11 protein-coding genes and 2 pseudogenes are annotated in these 19,214 nt (G+C 55.1%); 10 read left to right on the top strand and 3 right to left on the bottom strand.

The features are described from left to right. The first annotated feature begins 26 nt into the window (after positions 1 to 26). Positions 27 to 311, top strand: coding sequence for a YlbG family protein (locus tag ACI1P1_RS17935; protein WP_416217811.1), 285 nt, complete (start codon positions 27 to 29; stop codon positions 309 to 311). 103 nt (positions 312 to 414) lie between these two features. Here ACI1P1_RS17935 and ACI1P1_RS17940 read toward each other — a convergent pair whose 3' ends face one another. Beyond that, on the bottom strand, positions 415 to 606 hold the full coding sequence (locus ACI1P1_RS17940; protein ID WP_416217812.1) for a hypothetical protein: 192 nt from the start codon (positions 604 to 606) through the stop codon (positions 415 to 417). Positions 607 to 998: 392 nt separating this feature from the next. Between ACI1P1_RS17940 and ACI1P1_RS17945 the strand changes: the two genes are divergently transcribed. From ACI1P1_RS17945 to galU, 4 genes are all read left to right on the top strand, one after another. Next, the gene (locus ACI1P1_RS17945) at positions 999 to 1,436 is read left to right on the top strand and encodes a hypothetical protein (RefSeq protein ID WP_416217813.1); all 438 of its coding nucleotides are present in this window, start codon (positions 999 to 1,001) and stop codon (positions 1,434 to 1,436) included. A 179-nt stretch (positions 1,437 to 1,615) separates the two neighbouring features. Beyond that, a complete protein-coding gene (locus ACI1P1_RS17950; RefSeq protein WP_416217814.1) occupies positions 1,616 to 2,527 on the top strand; it encodes a selenium metabolism-associated LysR family transcriptional regulator in 912 nt (303 codons plus the stop codon). A 48-nt stretch (positions 2,528 to 2,575) separates the two neighbouring features. Next, positions 2,576 to 3,454, top strand: a complete 879-nt coding sequence (locus tag ACI1P1_RS17955) for a PHP domain-containing protein (RefSeq protein WP_416217815.1) — start codon at positions 2,576 to 2,578, stop codon at positions 3,452 to 3,454. Between the two features lie 14 nt (positions 3,455 to 3,468). After that, a complete protein-coding gene (gene galU, locus ACI1P1_RS17960) occupies positions 3,469 to 4,341 on the top strand; it encodes a UTP--glucose-1-phosphate uridylyltransferase GalU (RefSeq protein ID WP_416217816.1) in 873 nt (290 codons plus the stop codon). A 100-nt stretch (positions 4,342 to 4,441) separates the two neighbouring features. Here the strand turns inward: galU and ACI1P1_RS17965 are convergent, their stop codons facing one another. Further along, positions 4,442 to 5,191: an SGNH/GDSL hydrolase family protein gene (locus ACI1P1_RS17965; RefSeq protein WP_416217817.1), complete on the bottom strand. Its 750-nt coding sequence runs from the start codon at positions 5,189 to 5,191 to the stop codon at positions 4,442 to 4,444. A gap of 137 nt (positions 5,192 to 5,328) precedes the next feature. On the opposite strand from ACI1P1_RS17965, the gene ACI1P1_RS17970 reads away from it, so the two are divergent. From ACI1P1_RS17970 to ACI1P1_RS17990, 5 genes and pseudogenes are all read left to right on the top strand, one after another. After that, positions 5,329 to 7,641 carry a helix-turn-helix domain-containing protein gene (locus ACI1P1_RS17970; RefSeq protein ID WP_416217818.1) on the top strand — a complete coding sequence of 771 codons (2,313 nt, stop codon included), beginning with the start codon at positions 5,329 to 5,331 and terminating at the stop codon, positions 7,639 to 7,641. Then, positions 7,642 to 9,249, top strand: coding sequence for an extracellular solute-binding protein (locus ACI1P1_RS17975; protein WP_416217819.1), 1,608 nt, complete (start codon positions 7,642 to 7,644; stop codon positions 9,247 to 9,249). 1,214 nt (positions 9,250 to 10,463) lie between these two features. After that, positions 10,464 to 14,123: pseudogene (locus tag ACI1P1_RS17980) on the top strand (pectinesterase family protein); the annotation flags it as partial. 12 nt (positions 14,124 to 14,135) lie between these two features. Then, positions 14,136 to 15,371 (top strand): annotated as a pseudogene (locus ACI1P1_RS17985) (pectate lyase family protein); the annotation flags it as partial. A gap of 639 nt (positions 15,372 to 16,010) precedes the next feature. Then, positions 16,011 to 16,703 carry an S-layer homology domain-containing protein gene (locus ACI1P1_RS17990; RefSeq protein WP_416218000.1) on the top strand — a complete coding sequence of 231 codons (693 nt, stop codon included), beginning with the start codon at positions 16,011 to 16,013 and terminating at the stop codon, positions 16,701 to 16,703. A 483-nt stretch (positions 16,704 to 17,186) separates the two neighbouring features. On the opposite strand, the gene ACI1P1_RS17995 is transcribed toward ACI1P1_RS17990, so the two are convergent. Beyond that, positions 17,187 to 18,932, bottom strand: a complete 1,746-nt coding sequence (locus ACI1P1_RS17995) for an Rqc2 family fibronectin-binding protein (protein ID WP_416217820.1) — start codon at positions 18,930 to 18,932, stop codon at positions 17,187 to 17,189. Positions 18,933 to 19,214: the final 282 nt, after the last annotated feature.

The raw sequence follows: 19,214 nt of genomic DNA on the forward strand, positions 1-19,214 counted from the left end.
TTGGCGACCAGAAAAGAGGGAGAGCAATGATTACAGAAAGAACCGGACTGATTATATGGGTGAACGACATTAAACCGGCCAAGAACCTGGAACGCTTCGGCAGTATCCATTATATCTCCAAAAAGATGTCTTATGTAGTCTTGTATATTTATTCCGATAAACTCGAGGAAACCTTGAAGGGGTTGCAGCGCCTTCCGTATGTGAAGAAGGTGGAGCGTTCCTTCCGCAACGAAATCAAAACGGAATACAGCCGCAATAACCAGGAGGGGCTGGAAAAAAGCCTGAATCCCCAGGAAATCAGCGAGTCGTAGGTGTTTGTTCGTCCCGGATTGCCGCAGATCAGCAATACCAAAAAGACACGGCCGCGGCGGCAGTGTCTTTTTGGTATTGGATTCACATAGGCCAAGCAGGAAATCAGCTCAGCGACACCTGAACCAGACTCCGCAGGTACTGGTCGCCTCCGGGAACCTGGATCAAATCCCGGGAATACCCCTTCAGCGGTCCTACATAATCCAGTTCGCCCTCTACAAAAACCGTTACATTGCATTTGTTGACTACCGCATACTCCAGATCCGTATCCTTTTGCAAATATCCGCCTACTGTCATGATGAAAATCCTCCTTGTGTGGTTTTGTTATACAGACACTTCGAAACGGCAGGGTGTAACGGCGTTCACAAAACCTTCAATATTTAACCGGATAACGGACAGAAAAAAAGGCGGATACCCGTCTATCCGACTTGGAGACCATGGCAATTTTGCAATATAGCGAAAATAATGATTGCGTTATCGTGCAGTAATGTGATAAATATAGGAAAAGAAGGATATTGGCTTTTGATTTTATTACCAGATTTAAGGGGATTGTTTATATATTTGAATAGAATTTTAGTTATAATCGGGATGATTTAACTTGGAATTCAACGTTGCATCAGGTATCATAATTATATAGCCTAGACCATCCGGGTCTAAAGTCCTTCCAGGGTTATTAAGGAGTGAAGAGCATGAGAGATAAGCAAATGGATAGATGGAGCACTTACGAGCCCTTTTTCGTTGTTTTGGGAGAGAAGAAGATTGCCGATATAGTGATTACTCATCATGCCCGCTCCCGTTGGTTGGACCGGGTGGAGAGCCAAAAGGCAGGATACGAGGATATTTCTTCTTTTTTATGGGATAAGCTCAAAAACGGCCAAATCCGCAATTATTACCGTCATGAGCAGGATGTGTATCTGATTGATGAAGATCTGGTGATGGTAGCCGAATTTGTTCCGCTGGATAACGAAACGGATCTCACCGGAGGCCCGGTGTTCAAGATGATTGTGGTCACCTTCCTTGGGCGTATGTCGGAAACCATGGAGCTCCGCGATCTGAAAACCTATTATTCCTGGCTTCGCCATTCCCGTCGGATGACGCTGGTGAAAAACAGCCGCAAGCGCAAATAATCCAATCTGCCCCTGTTGGCCTATGCCATAGCCAGATATCACTATCAGCATTCCCCAAAAGAACTCATTGGAGACTTCTTTTCGCGGGGATGCTTTTTATTTATATGTGGGAAACGGTAGCACAGAAGCTTTTTACGCAACTTTGTTATAGAATGGGAAGGAAGGGACGGTGGGCGTGAATGGCGTTAAATTTCCATCAGCTGCATATCTTCTATACGGTGTCCGAGAAAGGCAGCTTCTCCGGTGCAGCCCAGGCGCTGCATATGACTCAACCGGCAGTGACCATGCAGATCCAGTCGCTGGAGGATTATTTCGGGGCCAAGCTGTTTTTGCGCACCACCAAAAAAATTGAGCTTACCGAAGCGGGGCGGGCGCTCCTTCCCTTTGCCAAACGGAGCATTGAGCTCATGCGGGAGACGGAAACCGGCATGTCCCGGTTCACGCATATGCTGGAGGGCCGGCTTCAGCTGGGAGCCAGTTTGACCATCGGTGAATATATTCTGCCCCGGCTTTTGGGTCCCTTCGGGCAGGAGTTTCCCCATATTTCAGTCAGTCTCAAGGTGATGAATACCGCCCAGATTCTGGAGGAGATCATGCAGCATCAGCTGACCTTCGGGCTGGTGGAAGCGCCTATTGAGCATCCGGATGTGCTCATGGATCCCGTATTAAGCGACGAGCTTCTGCTGGTGCTGCCTGCCGGCCACGAGCTGGCACAGAAGGAGGAAATCACACTGGAGGATGCGCTGCGCTATCCTTTTGTGGTCCGGGAGAAGGGCTCCGGCACCCGCCGGGTGATGGAGGAGGAGCTCCTCCGGCGCGGGATGGATCTGTCGGATATGAAAATCCTCATGGAGCTGGGCAGCACAGGGGCTGTCAAATCGGCGGTGGAGGCCAATCTGGGCCTGTCCATTCTGTCCCAATCCTCCATCAAGCATGAGCGGGCCCTGGGTGTTCTGGCGGCCAGAAGCATAGAAGGCATCCGCTTTATGCGGAGTTTTTATTCCATTCATCTGAAATCAGCATTGCTGCCCATATCGGCGGTTACCTTCCTCACCTTTATGAAGGAACGGGATTTGAAGCAGTGGCTGTAGTGTTATCTATATATCCATACGATTTTTGGGGAAAGGACTGCTGCAGGTATGAGTGAAATTATGGAAGGGTACGCTGATTTACATACCCATACCCGGGCTTCAGACGGGACGGGAACCCCCTCGGACAATGTGCGCCTGGCCGCGGCGGCGGGTTTAAGCGCCGTATCCATTACGGACCATGATACGGTGGCCGGTCTGGAGGAAGCGTTGGAGGCTGGCAGGGCTGCGGGGATCACCGTGGTGCCGGGAGTGGAAATCAGTTCCTCGGAGAACGGCAAGGATATCCACGTGCTGGGCTATTATATGGACGTGGCTGATCCGCTCTTTCTAAGCAGGCTGGAGGAATTGCGGAATGTGCGGGAGGGACGCAATGAGCGGATGCTGGAGCGTCTCCGGGAGCTGGGTTATGCCATTACACTGGAGGAAGTGCTGGAGCGCAGGGGACCCGTGGAGCACAAGGATACCACTGTGGGCCGCCCGCATATTGCCCAGGTGCTGGTGGACAAGGGCTATGCGGAGTCTCAGCAGGATGCCTTCAACCGGCTGATCGGTGAAAACGGAGCTGCCTTTATTAGCCCGAAGCGCATCTCCCCGGAGACGGCCATCGCCTGGATTCATGAAGCGGGCGGTGCTGCCGTTTTGGCCCATCCCGGGCTGTACGGCAACGATACGCTGGTGGAGCGCCTGGCAGGCACTGGCCTGGACGGCATAGAAGCCGACCATTCCGACCATTCCCCGGAAGAGGTGGAGAAGTACAGGGAGATTACCCGGCGCTATGGGCTGGTTGCTACGGCAGGCTCCGACTATCACGGGGAAAGAGGCGGCGAGGTGTTTCACGGTCCATTAGGCGGAAGGCGCGTAGAGGCTGCGGTTCTGCCGCTGCTGCAGGAGCGGGCAGAAAATCGTTCCGGGGGTATGAGCAAGTGAAGGAGGTTTAACACATGCGGATTAAAAAGGCCATAATTCCTGCTGCGGGTTTGGGCACCCGGTTTCTGCCGGCCACCAAAGCCCAGCCCAAGGAGATGCTGCCCATTGTGGACAAGCCCTCCATCCAATATATCGTGGAAGAGGCCATCGCGTCCGGCATCGAGGATATTATTATTGTCACTGGCCGCAATAAGCGGGCCATTGAGGACCACTTTGACAAATCGGTGGAGCTGGAGCTTATGCTCTCCAAAACAGGCAAGGATGATCTTCTGCATATGGTGCAGACCGTATCCAATCTGGCCGATGTCCATTATATCCGCCAGAAGGAGCCGCTGGGGCTGGGGCATGCCGTGCTGTGCGCCCGTAAATTCATCGGGAATGAGCCCTTTGCCCTGCTGCTGGGGGATGATATTATTGCCTCGGAGCCGCCCTGCCTGAAGGGAATGCTGGATCTCTATGAGCAGGTGGAGACCTCTGTCATAGCGGTTCAGGAGGTGCCCTGGAGCGAGGTGGACAAGTACGGCATTATTTCACCTGCCGGCATGGAGAGGGAAGTGGAATTTATCCGCGATCTGGTGGAAAAGCCGGAGCGGGAGTCAGCCCCCTCCAACCTGGCGGTCATCGGCCGGTATGTCATCGAGCCGGAGATTTTCGCTATTCTCGAGCATCAGGAGCCGGGCCGGGGTGGGGAGATTCAGCTGACAGACGCCCTCCGGGTATTGAACAGGGTTAAGCCCATGGCGATCTTCCGCCAGACAGGGGACCGGTACGATACCGGCGACAAGCTGGGTTATATCCAGGCCACCATCGAATTCGCATTGAAGCGGGAGGAGCTGGCCCCGGCGCTCCGCAGCTATCTGCAGGAGCTGGTGCGTCGAATGGAATAGGAGTCTTTGCCCCCCATAAAAAAACACCCCCTCCACTTCCGCCGGATTTCCGGTGAAGGAGAAGGGGGTATTTGGCGCGCGGGATAGCCGGTTCTGCCGGTTAACCTAAACCCGGAGCGGGTTCGTTGTCCTGGAGGAGAAAGCCGTAGTGTTCGCGGATAAAGGCCAGCACACGTTCGGAGATGATACGGTGCCCGTCCTTATTGGGATGGATCCCGTCCATACAGATGAACCGGGTAAAGTCGGGATGCTCCAAAAAAGCGCCGCGGATATCAATATATTTGGTTTTGGTAGCTTCCGCCACCTTCACAATGGTAGAATTATAGCGTTCCTGCCACCAATAGATTTTGGTGACGCTACCCAGCCACTGGAGAATATTCCGCTCCGCCTCCGGATTGCTGCGGCTGACCCACTTGAAGTATTGATCCGCATTCAACGGGGGCAGATTCATGAGAACGGGGACAACGTCCTTGCTGCGCAGAAACTCGATGGTTTCGATCAGCATCTTTTCGAATACATTAAAGTCTGTTTTTGGGGTATGGTCCCCACCTGGATTCTCGGCAATTTCGTTCCAGTTGAAGTCGCAATCATTCCCGCCGTATTCGATCAGCACCACGTCCGGCCTTTCGTTAACCACATCCCGCTTCAGGTGGCCAATTCCCTTCAAGAGGGTATTGCCGAACCGCGCAGTATTGTGAATGACCCCCTTCAGCTTGTCCTGCAGCAGGGCCACATAGTTCTCTTCCAATACCACATATTTGTTGCGGACCTCGTCAAGCACCACACCCTTGGAGATGGAATCTCCGGAAACCATATACTTGGCGATTTTTCCCGAAAGCGGATTGTTCATGCTCTTCACCTCTGTTTTTTTCCTGTTTTCTATTTTCTACTGTAGCATAGTCCGACCCTCAAGTAAAAGCCTTCCTGTCTATGAAAGCGGGTTGACGACAAGACCTCCAGAGACTGATCAAAAAGGGTGAACCGGTTTTGCGCACGAAACAAAGAGGCCGTTTTTATATAAAATTATTGGTATTCTGCTTTATTCTGGCATCCCTTCCCGTTTTGCTCCTGGGTATTATTTCGTACGGCAAATCCGCCCAGGTGGTGCGGATGAAGGTGAGCGAGCAGAAGGCGTTAAGCCTCCGCCAGACCCAGCTGGGTGTGGAGGAGACGCTGAAGGTGGCGGACCAGGCCATGAGCCATTTTTTCAGCTCCCGGCTGATGGTGTCCGTCCTGTCGGAGCCGCTGCGCCCCGACCAGTTCCAGCTGTACAACCAGGTCCGCACGGAGCTGACCAATATGCAGCGGCTGGATACGGGGATCGAGGAGGTGCGGGTGTGGAGTGTGGCCGGCAACTGGATGATCACCAACGAAGGACTCTCCCGGCTGGATGCCTGGACACAGGGCCACCCGGAGGTCCGAATTCCTGAGCTGGCGGAGGTGACGGTGCACCGTTCCTCCGGGAGCACTGCTGACGACGGAGAGGCCGGCTGCGGCAGCTATCTTTTGCTGCAAAAAGGCCTGCCGTTGACGGCCTATTCCAGTCTAGGCATGGCAACAGTGAAAATCCCCGCCTGCCGGCTAAATGAGGTGTTTATGGCGGAGGAGCAGAAGGAGCCGCTGTACCTGTTTGATGACCGGGGGGAGCTGATCCTGCAAAGCGGCAATACCAACGCCCAGCTGAATGCAGCCGTTGGGCAGACAGCCGGGGAACTGGCTGTTGCTGACGGGAAGCCCTTTGTGCTGAAGGCGGGAAACGAAAGGTATGCGGTGAATTATCTGGTTTCGGAATATAACGGCTGGACATATGTATCCGCCGTGTCCCTGAATGAGCTCAACCGCAATTCCCGGGAGATCGGCTGGTTTACCTTTTATATCTGTCTGGGTCTCCTGATGCTGTTTATCCTGCTGGCTTACCTGGGCTCCAAGAAGCTCTACCGCCCCATCGGCAATATTGTGAAGCAGGTTATGGCGGGGCAGCCTCCGTCAGGAAGCGGAGCATCGGGGGATGAGCTGGCTTTCATCGGGGAGCAGGTGCATGTGCTGTTTGACGCCAAAAAAAGTCTCGAGGAACGACTCTCCGGCCAAGGGGAACTGTTGCGCAGCTTCTTCATGATCCGGCTGTTTCTCGGCGGATTGAAGGAGGAGGAGGTGACGGAGCGCCTCCTGGAGTACGGTCTGAATGCAGACCTGCGGTCCTTCTGTGTGGTGGCGGTGCAGACGGGCAATTTGCAGGAAACCCGTTTTACCGAGAAGGACCGGGATCTGCTGCTGTTTGCGGTGAACAACATAATCGGGGAATTGATTCCTGCCGGCCGGCGGCTGGAGCCAACCGTATTGGGCAAAACCCAGCTTACGGTGATTACGTCCTCCGGTGGAGAAAATCTGGAGGAAGAGGCGTACCGGATCGCCAAGCGGATTGTGGACACCCACACGGAGCTGCTTGAGCTTCCCGTGGCGATAGGCATCAGTCTTGTCCACTCCGGAGCTTTCTTCATCCCGCAAGCCCATGATGAAGCGGTGGAGGCTCTGCAGCGCCGGGCGGCCTTCGGGAACCAGCCCGTGGTCCGGTTTGCCGACTTGGGTGAATCCCATGCCCTGCATGACCGTTATCCCCGTAAGCTGCAGGAGGAGCTGTTCCAGTCCATCAAGCTGCTGGAGCGGGAGCAGTCGGAGGCGCTGGCGCTTACGCTATTGGGACAGATACGGGAGGCGTATCCCGTTTTGTATGACCGGCAGTTCCAGTATGTCCGTCTGCTGGTAAATCTGCTGGCTCTGGCTAACAGCATTGCCCGCCAGGCGGTGCCGCCGGAGCAGCAGCAGGTGCTTATCGACCAGCTGTTTGCCTTGGACAAGGAGGATGCGGCAGCAAGGTGGTTCATGGAGAAGATGATCGGCCCGCTTCTGGACAATATGGAGGAGCAGTCCGAGGTCCGGCATATGGCCATCGCCAAGGAAATGGTGCGGATGGTCCAGGAGGAATACGATTCGGATTTAACCTTGGATACCTGTGCAGACCGGCTTCATTACCAGAGCGGCTATGCCGGGACCATTTTCCGCAATTGTATGGGGATGACCTTCGCCGCCTATTTGGCCCGCTACCGCCATCAGATCGCCCTGCAGTGGCTGAAGGAGACGGATATGCCTGTTAAGGATATCGCAGCCAGGCTGCAGTATAACAACCCGCAGAATTTTATCCGCTCCTTCCGCAAGCTGGAGGGTGTGAGCCCGGGCAAATACCGGGATAACCAGGCCGATGGTTTAAAACCGGAATCAGGTGACGGGGAGGAGGCAGAATAGATGAGGCTTTTGCAAAAAGCGGTTCCCGCTCAAGTCCCGGAACATGCTTACGATGCGGCTGATCGGGTGACAGAGGGATGGATGTTGCTACTGAAAGGCCCCCGTTTGGTCCTGATCCCCGTTATACTGTCCGCCATGTGGCTGCTGACGTCCTGTCAGGATAGCAGCAGCGGGCCGACTCCCACGGATAAGCCGGCGGAGGAAGCGGTAATCCGGATGATGCTGGTGCAGAATACCGGGGACCCGCCTCTGCCGGGCATTGTGCCGGAGCTGGAGAAGCAGACCGGCAAACGGCTGGGCCTCACCTGGGTACCCGAAAATCTGTATTCCGACCAGATGGTTTCGGCTTTGGCCAACGGGATCCTGCCGGAGGTCCTGTCCGTCAAGGCGGTGGACCTCAAGCATCCGTCCGTAGTCAACGCTATCCGGGCAGGCGGATTTTGGGAGATTGGCCCGTACCTGTCCCGTTTTCCGCTGCTTACCCGTTATCTGGACCCGGAGGTCCTTCATAACGGCTCGTATTTCGGGAGGGTCTACGGGCTGTATTGGGAACGCCCGGTCTCCCGGCAGGGCATCCAGTACCGCAAGGATTGGCTGGAGCGCCTGGGGCTTGCCGAGCCGCGGACGGTGGAGGAGCTGTACCGGGTGCTGCGGGCCTTTACCTCTGATGATCCGGACGGCAACGGCAAGCAGGATACCTACGGTTTAATGGACCGTAACGATCTGGTATACGGCGCCTTCCGCAATCTGGCGGTTTATCTGGGGGCTCCTAACGGCTGGGCGCTGCAGAAGGAGGGATTGGTCCCGGATTTTTATACCGAGGCTTACCGGGACGCCATGAAATTTATGAAGACGCTGTATCACGAAGGTATCCTGAACCCGGATTTTACTGTGACCAGCAAGTCCCAGCAGGAGGAGCGGTTTGTCCGCGGGGAAGCGGGAATGATGATTACCAACATTTTGTCGTCGGGCACTCAGGATAAGATGTCCAAGCTGAATCCCAAGGCTGTTATCGGTATCCAAAACCGTATATCCGGGCCCCAAGGTGACCGGGTGTGGGGCGGTCCGGGCTTCGGCGGACTGTTCCTGTTTCCGAAGAGCAGTGTCAAGACGGAGAAGGAGCTGCTGGACATTCTTGACTTTTTCGAAAAAACGCTGGCTCCCGAGGTTCATAATTTGCTGTCCTTCGGCATCCTGAACAAGCACTACACCCTTCTGGAGAACGGGAGGGTGAAGATTTGGCCGGATACCAAAACCATGCGGGAGCGGGAGGTGGAGCCTTATACCACGGCACTGCGGCTCATGCAGATCCCCTACCTTAGCCAGGACAAGCTCAGTGTGGCTCAGGAGCAGATCAATGCCATGACCGAGGATAACAAAACCATCGCGGTAGCGGATCCCGCCACGGCCCTGATTTCCCAGATGCAGGCGGAACGGGGCAATGAGCTGGGGGAGATCATCACCAATGCCACCTATCTGTACATTCTGGGCCAGTTGGATGACGCGGGTTTTGACCGGGAGCGGGAGCGTTGGAAGGAGGCTGGGGGAGCGCAGGTGATCCGGGAGCTGAACGAAAGCTATAAGGAATCGGAACGGCGCAAGCATTAGGTAAGGGCTGCTTTCTGCAAGGCCTCTGTGGAGATGATCCGCAGGGGCTGTTTTGTCGTGGGAGGGATGGGGGGCGGTGCGGGCCGAATGGGGGAAGAAGCGGCGTAGAGACCCCACGGGTTTACGTGTAATGAACTGAGCGCCGGTTAGCTGTTAAACACATCCGGAGCATGAGTGGCTGTAACGGAACTGAGCGCTGCTTAGAGGCTGAAAATCCAGCGATCGTAGCTGTAACGGAACTCAAAAGCTGTTACAGCGGGAAAACGTCTGCCTGGAGCTCTTTTTGTGCTGCTAAGAGCCGCTTGGCTCCGTTACGCTGTTAAAACCATGATTTTCCGGAGCGAAGAGTCAGATAGTTCCGTTAGCGCTGAAGACGGAGGCATATCCGCCGGCTTTGCGTGAAAAAGCCCGTCACAACAGGCTTTTGCTGCCGATAATCATGCAAGTTCATAGGAAATGATTATAGTCACGTCCGTGGTTGGCGTCCATAATGATAACCGACCGGCCAAGCGTTTGCCCTATTCCGGCAAGCGCGGACGGCGGTACATATACCACAAAAAAAGGGAGAGGAAACGCCAACCATGAAACAGAAGAAAACATGGAAGCAGGCCGTTAGCGCCATGCTCACAGCAGCGCTGCTGCTGGGCTCCATTCCCCTGTCAGGGGGAACGGCCTATGCATCCCCGGTCGCCCCTGCGGGGAGCACGGTGCTGCTGCAGGAGGATTTTGAGGGAACGTATGCGGATAACGCCCCTCTGAACGGACTCGCCAATGGGGATAACCAATCCTCCATTGCCGGGTTTGGAACGGCCTTTACCGGTACGCCGGGAGCGGGGGAAATGATCGAACTGGAGGCCCCCAACACTGTATTGTCCTCCAAGGCCTTGAAGATTTCACAATCGAGCTCCGCCGTCTCCACATCCGGTATTAAACGCAGCTTTTCCGCTAACGGTGTCGCCACAGGAACCGTAACGGCAGAGTTGGATTTCGTTTTGTCCGACGTCTCCAAAAACGGAATGATTCTGCAGGTCCTGGATACAGAGGGCAAGGTGATTGCCGATCTCCAAAATAAAAATAATCCTGCCTCTGGGTATTCCGGAAAGTTCGTTTGTTTCGTGGATGCAGGCGGAGCCTTTGTCCCCGTGGGAAAAAAAGACTCGGCTGACGCGGCCATACTCAGCAAAACCGGCTATCATCTGAAGGCTGTGCTGGATATGGATGCGAAGAAAGCCAATTATTATCTGTATTCTCTCTCAGGCACGCTGCTGGGAGAACTGGCGGGCCAGCCCTTTAAGACGGAGCCGTCCGCCGGAGGACTCAAGTCCATCGCTTCTTTTACCAAGTCGGGCAGTTCCGGAGCTTGGAGCCAGGTTCTGGACAACATCCTGGTTTACCACAGCCTGCTCCCCAAAGCCCCTGAAGGTGTAAAAGCCACTGGCGGCAACAGCAAGGTGGAGCTGGGCTGGAATTCGGTAACGGACGCCACCTACTATACGGTCAAACGCAGTCTTGAGAGCGGCAGCGGGTATACCGTTATTGCGCCTCAGGTTGCGGCTCCGCAAGGTGTGACAGAGGTCACCTACACGGATGCTTCGGCCGTAAACGGCACCACCTACTATTACGTGGTCACTGCTACAGCGCCAACGGGAGAATCTGCACCGTCCGCGGAAGTGAGTGCTATTGCGGCGGCAGGGCCGATTTTGCCGGCAGCACCCCAGAATGTAAGTGCAGCAGCGGGGAACGGCCAGGTTGACTTAAGCTGGGCGGCCGTGAACAGTGCTTTGTCGTACACGGTCAAACGCAGCAGCGACGCCCAAGGCACGTACACGGCTGTAGCAACCGCAATAACCGGTACCAGCTATAAGGACACCGGACTAACCAATAACAAAACCTATTATTATACGGTGACCGCCGTTAATGCGGCAGGGGAAGGAACTCCGTCCCAGCCGCTGGCAGCGACACCGGGCGATTTCCTGATCGGCGACAGCTTTGAAGGCAGCGCCTTAGGCACACTGCCCGCCGGATACCGCACACCTTTGGGCAGCGGTGTCATTACCAAATTTGATGCAAGCAATAACACAGCTGTGATATCCAATGCCTATCCGGCCAACAGCTACGGCAATATCTCCGGCACCATCGCCGGCAACGACAGCAACGTGCTGTGGATCAACGACGGAGCAGGACGGGGCGGCTTTAACCGGCCCTTCACCCCGGTAACCGCCGACAGCAACGAAGGCATTACTGCAACCCTGGAGTTTATGCAGCCTAAGAAAGTCGGCGATTCCTATATGCTGGAGCTGTTGGACAGCAGCAACAAGGTCGCCCTCTCTTTCAACATTAATTCTTCACCTGTCAATATCGAAATCAACAAGTGGTACAAGGTTACCTATGTGGCCGATGTGAAGGCGAACACCGCCGATCTCTATATCACTGCCAAGGATAATGATAAGGGCGAATTGGCGGCGTATTACGGGAATGTGGTATTTTCGACGCCCGTCACCGATATCGCCTCCTTAAACGTTCGTATGGCCGGCTCCTCCACCGGATCGGCTTATGTGGATAATATCCAGGTTTATGAGCAAAAAACAGCGGTTCCCCAAGCCTTGACGGGAGAAGGCTCCGACCGGAAGACGCGTCTCACCTGGAATGCTGCCAGCGGTGCAGAGACCTATTCCGTCTACCGCAGCGCTGAGGAAAACGGCGTATTCGCGAAAATTGCCGACGGTATTGAAACCAATGAATATACCGATAACAGCGGCTTGGAAAATAACACGCCTTACTATTACAAGATAACGGCAGTCCGTACAGGCCTCGAAAGCGGCTTTTCGAATATCGCCAAGATTAGTCCTACGGATAAGAAACCGCCTGCCAAGGAAGTGGAGGGGCTGCATGCATTGGTCAGAGATGGCCAACTGACCGTAGCCTGGAATAAAGCAGAGACAGCCGAGTTTTATACTATCGAACGGGCCACCAATCCCAACGGGCCGTTCCTGCCTCTTTTGCTGAACGGCAAAACCAGGATTTATGCTGAATCCTATCTGGATATGGGATTGCGTGAGGACACAGCGTATTACTACAAAGTGACACCGGGCAACCCCGGCGGCATGGGCCCAGGTAAGGTGCTGGAGGCGGTTTCCCCTGCTTCCGCCCTGCAATCTCCGGTTTTGCTTGCGGCTGAAGCAGTAAACGGCGCAGTGGAGCTTCAATGGTCCTCTGTTCCAGGAGCTGAAGCTTATCATGTGGCACGAAGCACGGTAAACGGCGGCCCTTATGAGCGGATCAGCCAGGAAGCCGTTACGGCAGCCACTTATACAGACAGCAAGGCAATAAGCGGAGTGACCTATTATTATGTGGTGTCCGCAGCCAATGCCAAGCAGGAGAGCAGAAGCTCCAACCAGCGCAGTGTTTATGCTTATACAGCTCCTGCAGGTGCCCCGGTTGCACCGGTGAATGTGCGTGCCGAAGCCGCTACAGGCAAGGTAACGCTGAATTGGCAGGCGTCAGCTGCTGCGGAAGCTTATCAGGTGGAGCGCAAAACAGCCAGTGGCGCTTTTGAGATGGTGGGAACTGTAACCGACACCGTTTTTGAGGATGTCTCAGCTGCTAACGGCACCATCTATACGTATCGCGTAACCGCCCGGAATGCATCCGGAGCAAGCGCTCCATCGGCAGAGGTCCAGGCTTTGCCTGCCCAAGTGCTGAAGGTAGACGGCAAGGCAACCGCCAATGGTACGGATGTATTCCAAACTGTACAGGCTGCAGTTAATGCGGTGCCTGCCTCCAATACGGAGCGTGTGATCATCTCCATTGCACCAGGTACGTACACGGAAAAGCTCGTTGTCACAAGCCCCTACATTACCTTGGTGGGAGCCGGCATGGATGAAACGGTGATTACCTATGGCGATTATGCCGGGACCACCGCCACTACAGGCCAGACCGGTCATACGGGCAACACCTTCCTGAGCCAGACGGTGGATGTGAAGGCGGACTATTTCCAAGCGTTTAATCTGACCATTGAAAACAGTTCCGCGCCCCGCTCCAAAGTGGCTCAAGCTGTGGCCCTTTCGCTGAAAAGCGACATGGCTGTTCTGGAGGGTGTCCGTCTGAAGGGCTACCAGGACACTCTATACAACGGTCTAAACGGGCAAAATGCGGGCCGCCACTATATCGCCAACAGCATCATTGAAGGCGATGTGGACTTTATCTTCGGCGAAGCGCCTACTGTGGTGCTGGACAATGTGACCATGCTTCTGGTCAGCACAGAAGGCGGAGGCGGGCATATTACGGCCGGTGCCCAGAAGAACGTGGATGATATCGGCTATGTGATTATCAACTCCCGGGTGGAGGATCATGCTTCTGCCCAAGGCGCTTATGATTTGGGACGTCCCTGGAAGGATTACGCGGATGTCAGCTTCATCAACACCTTCATCAATTCCGAAAAAATGATTTCCGCCGGTTGGGTGACCGCATGTGCGGGAACCTGCAAAACCAGCGAGCTGTCCGAATACAACAGCTATGGCCCCGGTGCAGCCGCATCCAGCCGTACGGCAGCCGTGATGGAAACGGCAGCGGAGGCGGACCGGACCATTCCCCAGCTGTTCGGCGGATGGGATCCGACAGTGGCCGTTGCGATGCCCGGGCTCAGCTACCGTCCAGCTCTGGCTTCCACGTATGCCCGTTTTGACGGTCATGCGGCCCGGCAGTCCGATGTTTATCTGATGGCGGAGAGCCAGGGGCAGGCCTTGAAGAAAGTAACCCTGAACGGAGCAGAGCTGCCAACGTCCGCCTATGCATTGCAAGGTGATGTGGTTGTGCTGCGCCAGGAATATCTGGCCGGACTTCCGTCTGGCACGGCACGGTTTGTTTTCCATTTTGACAATGGGACTGTGGAGTTCCCTGTGCAAATTGCCGATACCTCGGTAGTGGAGCTGGGCAGGCAGGTGCTTCCTTCCAATGACGGCTGGGCCTCACTGGGGACGGGTACCACTGGCGGCTCCGCTGCAAGCAGTGCCAATGTGTTCTATGTAAGCAAGCGCAGCGAGCTGATTAAAGCGGTCAGCGGCAACACACCCAAAATCGTGTATATTACCGGCACCATCGATATGAACGTGGACGACCAGGATCAGCCGGTAGGGTTGGAATTCTACCAGGATCCTGCTTACAATCTGGAAGCGTATCTGGCTGAGTACGACCCGGCTGTATGGGGCAAAAACCTCCCCTCCGGCGAGTTGGAAAATGCCCGTTCCCGCTCTGCAAGCAATCAGGGAGCGCGGATCAAGATCACGGTTGGCTCCAACACCACTCTGGTGGGTCTTCCCGGCGCCAAAGCCCAAATTCTGGGCGGCAATGTGAACCTGGATAAGGTGGATAATGTCATCATCCGCAACATTGAGTTCGCCAACACCTTCGATTATTTCCCGCAATGGGATCCGACGGACGGTGAATTCGGCAACTGGAACTCGGCGTACGACAGCATTTCTGTCAAGGGCTCCACACATGTGTGGGTGGACCGCAACACCTTCAGCGATACTGGCGGGCTGGATGATCCCCACCATACGTATTTTGGACGGAAATTCCAGCAGCATGACGGAGCGGTAGACGTAACCAACGCCTCCGATCTGGTAACCGTGTCGTATAACTACTTCCACGATCATGACAAGCTGAATCTGGTGGGCGGAAGCGACCAGAACACGGCCGATGACGGCAAGCTCCGGATTACGTTCCACCATAACTATTTCAAAAATGTGGGCCAACGTGCGCCGCGTGTACGGTTCGGTCAGGTCCATGTGTACAACAACTACTATGAAGGTTCGGCACAGGCATCCACGTACCCGTCGCTGTACTTCATGGGTGTGGGCTACAAATCGCAAATTATCGCCAACAATAACTATTTTGTGCGGGAAGCGGGCGCCCTTTCCCAATCCCTGATCCAGGTTTCACCTGGCGGGACCATGTTTACCGATACAGGCTCCTTGTTGAACGGTGTGCCTGTGAATATTGCGGCAGCCTACAACAACGCATCCGCCGCCGCACCGTTGAGTCCGTCTGCGTGGACGCCGACGCTGTTCACAGGGATGGACGCCACTGCCGATGTACCCAAAGCCGTCCTGAGCGGAGCCGGCTCTGAAGGCACCCTGAAGTGGGTGGAGCCTGATGATTCCGACTCTGGGAGCGGAACCACTGCACCAGTTGTACCTTCCGTACCGCAGTCGGATGCTGTGAAGCTGACGCCTGCTTCTGTTCCGGCAACACTTGCCGACGGACGGAATGCGGAGAAGTTCACGCTGACGGACAGTGAAGTGGAGAAGGCGCTGCAAGGACTCAAGGCAGAGTCCGGCAAAACCCCTGTGCTTACTGTAGAAGCACAAAGCAAGGAGCCCGTGGCACAGGTGGAGCTGAGCGCAGCTGCCCTGGATTTGGTCAAGGCGAAGGCTCCGGCTGCACTGCTAGTCATAAATGCATCATCGGGAAGCTACCGGATTCCGGTCCAAGCGCTTGATATGGATAGTCTGGCAAAACGTTTGAATGCAGCTAAAACAGATCTTGTACTGACACTGCAAGTTGGTCCGGCAGGGGCGGAAACGGCTGCCGCCATTGCCAAAGCAGCGGAAGGAGCGGCTGGCCTGCTGTCTGCTCCCGTCGAGATTAAGCTAACGGCTGACGCCAAGGGTTCCATCGAAGAAATAAAGGATTTCGGTACCCGTTATGTGGAACGGATTCTCCGGACAGAGAAGGCGGTTAACCCCGCTCTGGCAACAGCAATGAAATATGATCCGGTGAAAAAGACCCTGCAATTTGTGCCTGCCCTGATTACCCTTGATGGCAGCGGCTTGCAGGCAGTCATCAAACATCCGTCCAACGGCATCTTTGTCCTGGTGCAGACTGCGGAGAAGTCCTTCGCCGATCTGGCCGGGCATTGGGCAGCCAAGGATACAGAGCTTCTGGCGACAAAGGGGATTATTGACGGCATCGCCGACAATCGTTTTGCCCCTGAGGGTGTCCTGACCCGTGCGGAAATCGCCTCACTCCTGGTCCGGGCTGCCGGTCTGGAGGAAAAGGCGCTGTCTGCGGCCACTATGAACGATGTTCGGGGGGACGACTGGTACGCCGGTTATGTGCAGGCTGCCGTTTCCGCCGGCTTGATCGACGGTTACGAGGACGGCACCTTCCGGGCAGGAGCAGCTGTTACCCGAGAGGAACTGGCTGTGCTGCTCACCCGGGCGCTGAAGCTTGCCGGCCGTCCCGCTGAGGGAACCGGCACTGCAGCAGCCGCATTCACCGACAGCACTAGTGTAAGCGCGTGGGCTAAGGACGCTGTCCGTACCGCACAAGTGGCGGGACTGGTAAACGGACTGGAGGACGGAAGCTTCCGTCCTCAGGCCCAAGCGACCCGTGCGGAGGCTGCAGTCATGATCAAACGTTATCTGCTCAAGGCAGAATTTATGAACGAATAGAAAAAACAGCGGCAACACACAAAAGCAGAGGTCCTCTGGGCCTCTGCTTTTGCATGTTTGTTTTCCGTAGGGTATTGGGTTCCGACCTTTGAGTGGGAAGGTTCAAATGCAAAAGTGCAGTTAATTTTGGCACAACCCGCCAAATTGAAAGGGTCTTAATGCAAAAGTGCAGTTATTTTTGATCCCAGTGGCCTTTTAGGAGGCTGTAGGGGATTTAACTGCACTTTTGCATTACAGGGGCGGGGTAGAGGGTTAGCGGCAAGAAATAACTGCACTTTTGCAGGTAACCTCTTGCCTCCAAACAAATTAGCTTGTCAGCCCGCAGATCCCTGCGGCGCCCAACCCGACAAGCCCGGCAACTCAGAGCTCAGCTCTCTGCAGCGCCAACCCAACAAGCTCGGCAACTCAGCCCTCAGCCCCCCGCAACGCCAACACGACAATCCAGCAATTCGCTCCCTGGGCGCCAACCTACCAACCCCCGCCTCACCCCTTCCAAGCCGGGAGAGATTTAACCAGCTCCTCGTCCGGTGTGACGAACAGGGTTTTCTGGTGGTCGTAAATGACGAAGCCGGGTTTTGCCCCGTTGGGCTTCCGCACATGACGGATCAGGGTGTAATCCACCGGAACCAGGCTGGAAGCCTTGCCTTGGCTGTAATAAGCCGCCAGCTGCGAGGCTTCATGCAAGGTTGCATCGCCGAAGCTGGAGCCCTTGATGACCACGTGGGAGCCCGGCATATCCTTGGTGTGCAGCCAGGTGTCGGAGGGATGAGCCAAGCGGTTGGTCAAATATTCGTTTTGGGTATTGTTTTTCCCCACATAGATGGGGATACCCTCGCTGGATTGGAAACAAGCGATAACCGGCTTATCGTTTTTCTTTTTCTTCCGGCTTTTTTTGCTCCGGTCCCGCAGATAGCCTTGCTCAACCAGTTCCTCACGGATTTCCGCCACATCCTGCATAGCTGCATTGTCCAGCTGCTGGAGCAGGGAGTCCAGGTATGTGATTTCCTGCCGCGCACTCTCCATCTGCTCGCCCACCACCGCCAGACTGTTCTTCATTTTGGTGTAGCGCTTGTACAGGCGCTGAGCGTTCTCCGATGGAGACAGCAGCGGGTCCAGCGGAATCGTTAGCGTTGGCTGGTCCTCTTCATAATAGTTGACAACCTCAACAGCCTTGTCGCCTTTTTTGACCAAATGCAGGTGTGCCGTTACCAGCTCCCCCTGAATCCGGAAGCGGTCGGCGTTTTTGGCCTCCTCCAGCGTTTCGCCAAGCTTTTCCAGCTTCTTGATGTTCTTGTTCCGCTCATTCTGGAGGAATTTAAGCAAATCCGCTGTCCGCTGCTTTACCGTATCCCGCTCTGCCTTGTCGCCGTAGAACCATTCCAGCAGCTCACTGACAGAGCCTGCATGGCGCCGCTCCCCCTCCAAATGACTAAGGGCGATTACCGAGAAAGAAGAACGTCCTTTGGCATCCGTCACCATATTCAGTGAAAACCGCCCTGACCGGATATCCTCCATCACCTGGCTGAAGGTTTCCCACAGCGCCTCTGCATTCCCGGTTTCGCCGCGAAGCTCATAGCTGCGGTGGGCGATTTCCCGTGCCGCCAATGGCGAAATACCGCTGTAAGCGCCCACCAGCGCCTCTTCGGCTCCCCGGCCGGTCTGGGTGTCCGGATCACCGACGGCGGCCCGGAAGCTCTCACGGTCTGCGTCAAGTGGGTTGGACTTGCCCTGGTCCGGAGGAGATACATAAGCTGCGCCGGGCATAACGATCCGGTAGCTGCTGATTGCCGGTGTAACATGATGGATACCGTCCAGAATAAGGCCCGTCTCCGGGTCCGTCAGGATCAAATTACTATGCCGTCCCATCAGCTCAATCACCAGCAGCTTGACGCTGACATCACCCAATTCGTCCAGTTGACGGGTACGGATGCGAATAATCCGCTCCATGCCCACTTGCTCAACCGCTTCGATGACGGCGCTCTCGCAATGTTTGCGCAGGAGCATGCAAAACATGGGAGCTTCAAACGGATTCATAAAACTCTGCTCGGTAAAATGGGTACGGGGATAGGTGGGGTTGGCGGAAAGCAGCAGCTTCCGGTTGGCCCCTTGGGCACGCATCTGGATGACAATATCGTGATCCGAGGGTTGGTGTATTTTGTTAATGCGTCCGCCCACACAAAGCTGAAGCTCTTGGACAAGGGCATGGACGACCAGGCCGTCTAATGACATGATTACAACTCCTATCTGAAAACCTTAAAAGGTAACGTTATTATATTGCCATATTCCGGGGAATAAAGTAAGCGACATAGACGATTATAGCTGATTTTTCGGGTGGGGGACAGCATAGGGGCTCCGTTTCAGTCAAACTGGAGCCGGGGATGTGGCTGCCGTTGTGTTTTTTGAGGTCAAATAAGAGCAGCAGGCGCTTGTCTTTTTTTTACTGTGCTAATCCGCTGCTTGTCTGAATAAATTTAGGCTATAACAGGACAAACAGGGGATGTCCGTAGATTG

Origin of the sequence: Paenibacillus mesotrionivorans, assembly GCF_046098205.1 — a bacterium.
In the GTDB taxonomy this organism is placed as follows: Bacteria; Bacillota; Bacilli; order Paenibacillales; family NBRC-103111; genus Paenibacillus_AR; species Paenibacillus_AR mesotrionivorans.

Excerpts from the sequence above, each read along its gene's own strand:
- ACI1P1_RS17935 (WP_416217811.1), top strand. The coding sequence starts at position 27 with ATGATTACAGAAAGAACCGGACTGATTATATGGGTGAACGACATTAAA.
- ACI1P1_RS17975 (WP_416217819.1), top strand. The coding sequence starts at position 7,642 with ATGAGGCTTTTGCAAAAAGCGGTTCCCGCTCAAGTCCCGGAACATGCT.
- ACI1P1_RS17955 (WP_416217815.1), top strand. The coding sequence starts at position 2,576 with ATGAGTGAAATTATGGAAGGGTACGCTGATTTACATACCCATACCCGG.
- ACI1P1_RS17990 (WP_416218000.1), top strand. The coding sequence starts at position 16,011 with ATGAAATATGATCCGGTGAAAAAGACCCTGCAATTTGTGCCTGCCCTG.
- ACI1P1_RS17995 (WP_416217820.1), bottom strand. The coding sequence starts at position 18,932 with ATGTCATTAGACGGCCTGGTCGTCCATGCCCTTGTCCAAGAGCTTCAG.
- ACI1P1_RS17940 (WP_416217812.1), bottom strand. The coding sequence starts at position 606 with ATGACAGTAGGCGGATATTTGCAAAAGGATACGGATCTGGAGTATGCG.
- ACI1P1_RS17950 (WP_416217814.1), top strand. The coding sequence starts at position 1,616 with ATGGCGTTAAATTTCCATCAGCTGCATATCTTCTATACGGTGTCCGAG.
- ACI1P1_RS17965 (WP_416217817.1), bottom strand. The coding sequence starts at position 5,191 with ATGAACAATCCGCTTTCGGGAAAAATCGCCAAGTATATGGTTTCCGGA.
- ACI1P1_RS17945 (WP_416217813.1), top strand. The coding sequence starts at position 999 with ATGAGAGATAAGCAAATGGATAGATGGAGCACTTACGAGCCCTTTTTC.
- galU (WP_416217816.1), top strand. The coding sequence starts at position 3,469 with ATGCGGATTAAAAAGGCCATAATTCCTGCTGCGGGTTTGGGCACCCGG.